Genomic DNA, 4740 nt, shown 5'->3' with positions numbered 1-4740 from the left:
TATGAAGAGCCGTGTGAGGTGAGAGTCTCACGCACAGCCTGTCCTGTTTTTACGGGAGTTCTGTGGGAAGGTAGGGGTGAAATTCCCCCGCCTGACCCGATTATCGCTCAGTGTAAAAAACCAAAACAGCAAAACGACAATCGGAAAAGAGTACATTTGTGTCCCTTAAACTATTTAAAAACAGAAGTGACATCAGAATCGCAAAATATTGAGTTCAAAGTATCCTGGAAAGACGAATACCTAAAATGGATTTGTGGTTTTGCCAATGCCAATGGGGGTAAACTCTATATTGGTATTGACGATAAAGGCAAGGTTACTGGTGTTGACAACCATAAAAAACTATTGGAAGATTTGCCCAATAAGTTTCGGGATGTTTTGGGCGTGTATGCGGAAGTGAACCTGCAAGAAGAAATGGAAAATTACTATCTTGAAATTATTGTTCCACGGTATGATGTACCGATTTCTGTAAGAGGTAAATATTATGTGCGTACCGGAAGCACTCTTCAGGAAATAACTGGATTGGCTTTGAACGAATTCATTTTAAGAAGAACAGGAAAGACATGGGATGATATTCCTGAACAAAGGGCTTCCCTCAGTGACATTGATGAATCGAGCATTAAGCAATTTTTGAAGGATTCAAAGATCGTTAAACGAATAAATGTTGAAGACGATATCAGCATATCTAACTTGCTTGATAAATTGCGTTTGCTTGAAAATGGACATTTGAAAAGAGCAGCCATTGTCTTATTTGGAAAAGAGCCTGGGAAATTTTACCCGAACATGGCGGTTAAGATAGGTAAATTCGGGGAAACGGATGCTGACTTAAAATTTCATGAGGTAATAGAAGGTAATCTGATACAACTCAAAGACAGGATAGGAGAAATGCTTAACGCCAAGTTCTTCATTCACCCGATTGACTTTATGGGAATGCAAAGAGTGGAACTGGATGAATATCCGGTTGCCGCAGTCCGAGAGATGCTCCTAAATGCTTTAGTGCACCGGAACTATATGGGAGCACCAATACAAATTCGATTGTATGAGGATAATTTCAGTGTTTGGAATGATGGTGGTTTGCCAGAAGGAATTTCAGAAGAAGATTTAAAGAAAGTACACCGATCGAAACCCCGAAACCCCTTGCTTGCAGATGTTTGTTTTAAAGCAGGCTATATTGACTCTTGGGGAAGGGGAACAATCAAAATCATTGAAGCTTGTAAAAATGCAGGGTTGCCGGAACCAGTTTTAAAAGAAGAACAAGGAGGATTCCTGAGCATGATATTCAAAGACCGGTTTACCGAAGAGCAGTTGAAGAAGGCCGGACTGAATGTAAGACAGATTGAAGTGATCCTGTACACTAAAAAATATGGAGAAATTACTAATTCGAAGTATCAGGAGATAGCAGATGTTTCTAAAGCAACGGCTACGAGAGACATTAAAGAGTTAGAAAACAAGGGGTTATTGAAAAATATTGGGACAAAGGGATCGAGTGCAATTTACAAACTAGGAGTTGGCTCAAAGTTGGCTCAGTTGGCTCACAATGGGCTCAAGGTTGGCTCAAAGGATAAAACAAATAAGCAGAAAAGAACACCGAGGCGATAACATCACCTTGGATACAGCGGGCGGTTCCGAGTAAATTGAAAGTTTAGTATCTTTAAGGAGTTCGGAGTAAGCTGGAAGAGAACGGTTCCCAAATGCCCGCCGTCTCCAAGCTGAATCACGTGTGTGACTTGAATCAGCCCCTAGGGGCTGAATGCTTTGAAATGGATGGAGGACTGCTGGGCAACCAGTGGACAGGCTCTCCGATGGCGGCTTGCGGGCTTGCCCTGACACAGTCAGAGGCTTGCCCTGACGCAGTCAGGGAGCAGCCATCAAACCACCTTACGCTGCATATCTGGGAAATCAATATGTGGTGAGCGGTAAGGAAAAACGGGGACTTTGATCCCTGTAGGTGAGTATTGCGGAGCTGAACCCCGAAAGCTTTCGGGGTGAGCCAACGATGAAGCCTCGATATGGCAAATTACGGTGTGAAAAACAGGTGGTTATCCCGATGGCTATCGGGATGCCACACCGCACCCGGGGTTAAGCCGGCAGTGCCTGTCCCGAATATCGGGAAACGCAGTACAGGCCACCATCTGTAGCACGCCTTGCCCTGACGCAGTCAGGGTGAACTCTACATCGCTCTGTAAAATCAAAAGAGGAAGCAGACTTTCAGGGAATCCCGATGGAAAAATCGGGACAAGTTGTGGGAGAGATGTAGGGGGCATACTCATTCGTAGTAGTGATGAAGCTCCTGAAATGCGATAGCATTCACGAATGCCGATAAAATTTGTTACCTTATGAGTAAATGGGAGTGGAGCACGGCAAATGTCCGGGAGGACATTTGAGCGGGGTGTGCGGGGAGGGAGCATATCATGTTTCGCCTTCATTTACAACCTTGTTAAATCAGGGGATGATTTATGGAAAAGAAGCAAGACCACCGCTAAATGATCCATTTAGTGCATTACCTTTAAGTGGTTGTTGGTATGAAGAGCCGTGTGAGGTGAGAGTCTCACGCACAGCCTGTCCCGTTTTTACGGGAGTTCTGTGGGAAGGTAGGGGTGAATTGGAAATCACGAACGCCGCCGATAAATAATAAATACAGTGAGTAAATTCCCCCGCCTGACCCGATTACCAGCAAGCAAAAGAAACGACATTGCAACGATTAAAAAAGGTATTTGATGCAAAATAAGCGACGATTAATTTTGATTAGCGACGAATAAGGGTTATTTTCGTTGCAAATAATGCATTGAATGAAAGCTTTTATACATCAAAAAGACAACTGGCCTGAATTTACCTGGAACAGTGACAATTTCTTGAGTTTGTTGAGTGAGGCAAGAAATTTACAAGGCAGACTTATTGGAAAAATGGAAACATTGGGTTTCGATTTAAGAAATGAAGCTTTGCTTGATACGTTGACTCTAGATGTATTAAAATCTTCAGAGATTGAAGGAGAATTTCTAAATCCTGAGCAAGTTCGTTCCTCAATTGCACGTAGATTAGGAATGGAAATAGCAGGAACAGTTGAATCCGACAGGAATGTAGAAGGAGTAGTTGAAATGATGCTTGATGCAACGCAAAACTGCTTTACCCCATTGACAGCTGAGAGACTTTTTGACTGGCATGCAGCTTTATTTCCAACAGGTAGAAGTGGAATGCATAAAATTACAGTTGCAGACTGGAGAAAAGATACCACAGGACCTATGCAAGTTGTATCTGGAGCAATGGGTAAAGAGAAAGTTCATTTTCAGGCGCCTGATTCTGAATTGCTGGAAGAAGAAATGACCCGATTTATAGATTGGTTCAATAATAATAAAATTGACTTAGTGATTAAAGCTGCAATTGCACATTTGTGGTTTGTGACTATTCATCCTTTTGAAGATGGAAATGGGAGAATAACAAGAGCGTTAACAGACATGCTTCTTGCTCAGTCTGACAAAAGTAACCAACGTTTCTATAGCATGTCTGCTCAGATTAGAATAGAGCGGAAGAAATATTATGAGATATTGGAAAAAACTCAAAAAGGAAATTTAGATATAACCGATTGGATTGTATGGTTTTTAAACTGCTTGATAAATTCTTTGATATCAACAGATTCAATACTTACAAGAGTACTATTCAAAGCTGAGTTCTGGCAAAAACACATAGATACAGCAATAAATGATCGTCAAAGAAAATTGTTGAATAAAATAATGGATGGGTTTGAAGGGAAATTAACATCTTCAAAATGGGCGAAAATTGCAAAATGCTCAAAAGATTCTGCAGTTAGGGATATTAATGACCTAATTGAGAAAGGGATATTGCAAAAAGAAGCCGCAGGAGGAAGAAGTACAAATTACGAACTGATAGGAATGCCAGCTGGTAACAGCACCTAAGAAAACATGGGGCGGAAAGTGGTTTCCGCAAGGTTAGTTCTTCGTGGCTACCTTTGTAGCAGGCGGACAGAAAAGAGCTCCGAAAGCCCCACGTTTCTTAGCTGCAAAACGTGGTGTGTCTTGAATCTTACCTTTCCTTATAGGGGATTGGGATGAATGCTGTAAACTTACATGGAAGACATTGTGCTCAAGTGCAATGAGTGGCCTTCCGCCTACGACTGTCAAGAGTAGTTGGCAAACCGCATCATGCTGCATAGATGGAAACATTCCTTGTGGTGAACGGTGGTGTTAAAAACGGGGACAAAGATTCCCGAAGGTGTGCATGATGGAGCTGAACCCCGAAAGCTTTCGGGGTGAACCAGTGACGAAGCCTCGAAAGCGCAAATTGTGATGTCGAAAGCAGTCTCTCACGTTTAGGCTGTGAAACAAGTGTAATGGGCGACTTGATTACTGATTACACGGCATCCGGGGTAAAGTGGGCAGCGCCTGTCCCGAGTATCGGGAAACGCAGTACAGGCCATTTCAAGCAAGCGTGTCCTGACACAGTCAGGGGAACAAGTGAACTCCATTTCGTCAGGCCAAATCGAGAGGGGAAACCTGCACCCGTGGTTGGGTGAGAAATGGGGGGCAGATCCAGCCGTAGTAGTGTTGAAGCTCCTGAAATGCGATAGCATTCACGAATGCCGATAAAATTTGTTACCTTATGAGTAAATGGGGGTGGAGCACGGCAAATGTCCAGGAGGACATTTGAGCGGGGTACGCGAGGAGGGAGCATATCATGTTTCGCGTTCATTTACAACCTTGTTAAATCAGGGGATGATTTATGGAAAAG

The 4740-nt window shown here is 43.0% G+C and carries 3 protein-coding genes; all 3 read left to right on the top strand.

Annotated elements, in window-relative coordinates; all coding sequences use genetic code 11:
• Positions 1-1596, top strand: a 1596-nt coding sequence (locus ADIS_RS12470; RefSeq protein ID WP_316931228.1) for an ATP-binding protein, incomplete at its 5' end; no start/stop codon positions are given.
• Positions 1597-1724: 128 nt separating this feature from the next.
• Positions 1725-1910, top strand: a complete 186-nt coding sequence (locus ADIS_RS12465; RefSeq protein WP_010854888.1) for a hypothetical protein — start codon at positions 1725-1727, stop codon at positions 1908-1910.
• An 876-nt stretch (positions 1911-2786) separates the two neighbouring features.
• Positions 2787-3908 carry a Fic family protein gene (locus ADIS_RS12460; RefSeq protein WP_010854887.1) on the top strand — a complete coding sequence of 374 codons (1122 nt, stop codon included), beginning with the start codon at positions 2787-2789 and terminating at the stop codon, positions 3906-3908.
• Positions 3909-4740 lie beyond the last annotated feature (832 nt).

This window comes from Lunatimonas lonarensis, assembly GCF_000390185.1.
Taxonomy (GTDB): domain Bacteria; phylum Bacteroidota; class Bacteroidia; order Cytophagales; family Cyclobacteriaceae; genus Lunatimonas; species Lunatimonas lonarensis.
The sequence above is the reverse complement of the archived record's forward strand: the minus strand, read 5'-3'. Positions and strand labels throughout refer to the sequence as shown.

Excerpts from the sequence above, each read along its gene's own strand:
- ADIS_RS12460 (WP_010854887.1), top strand. The coding sequence starts at position 2,787 with ATGAAAGCTTTTATACATCAAAAAGACAACTGGCCTGAATTTACCTGG.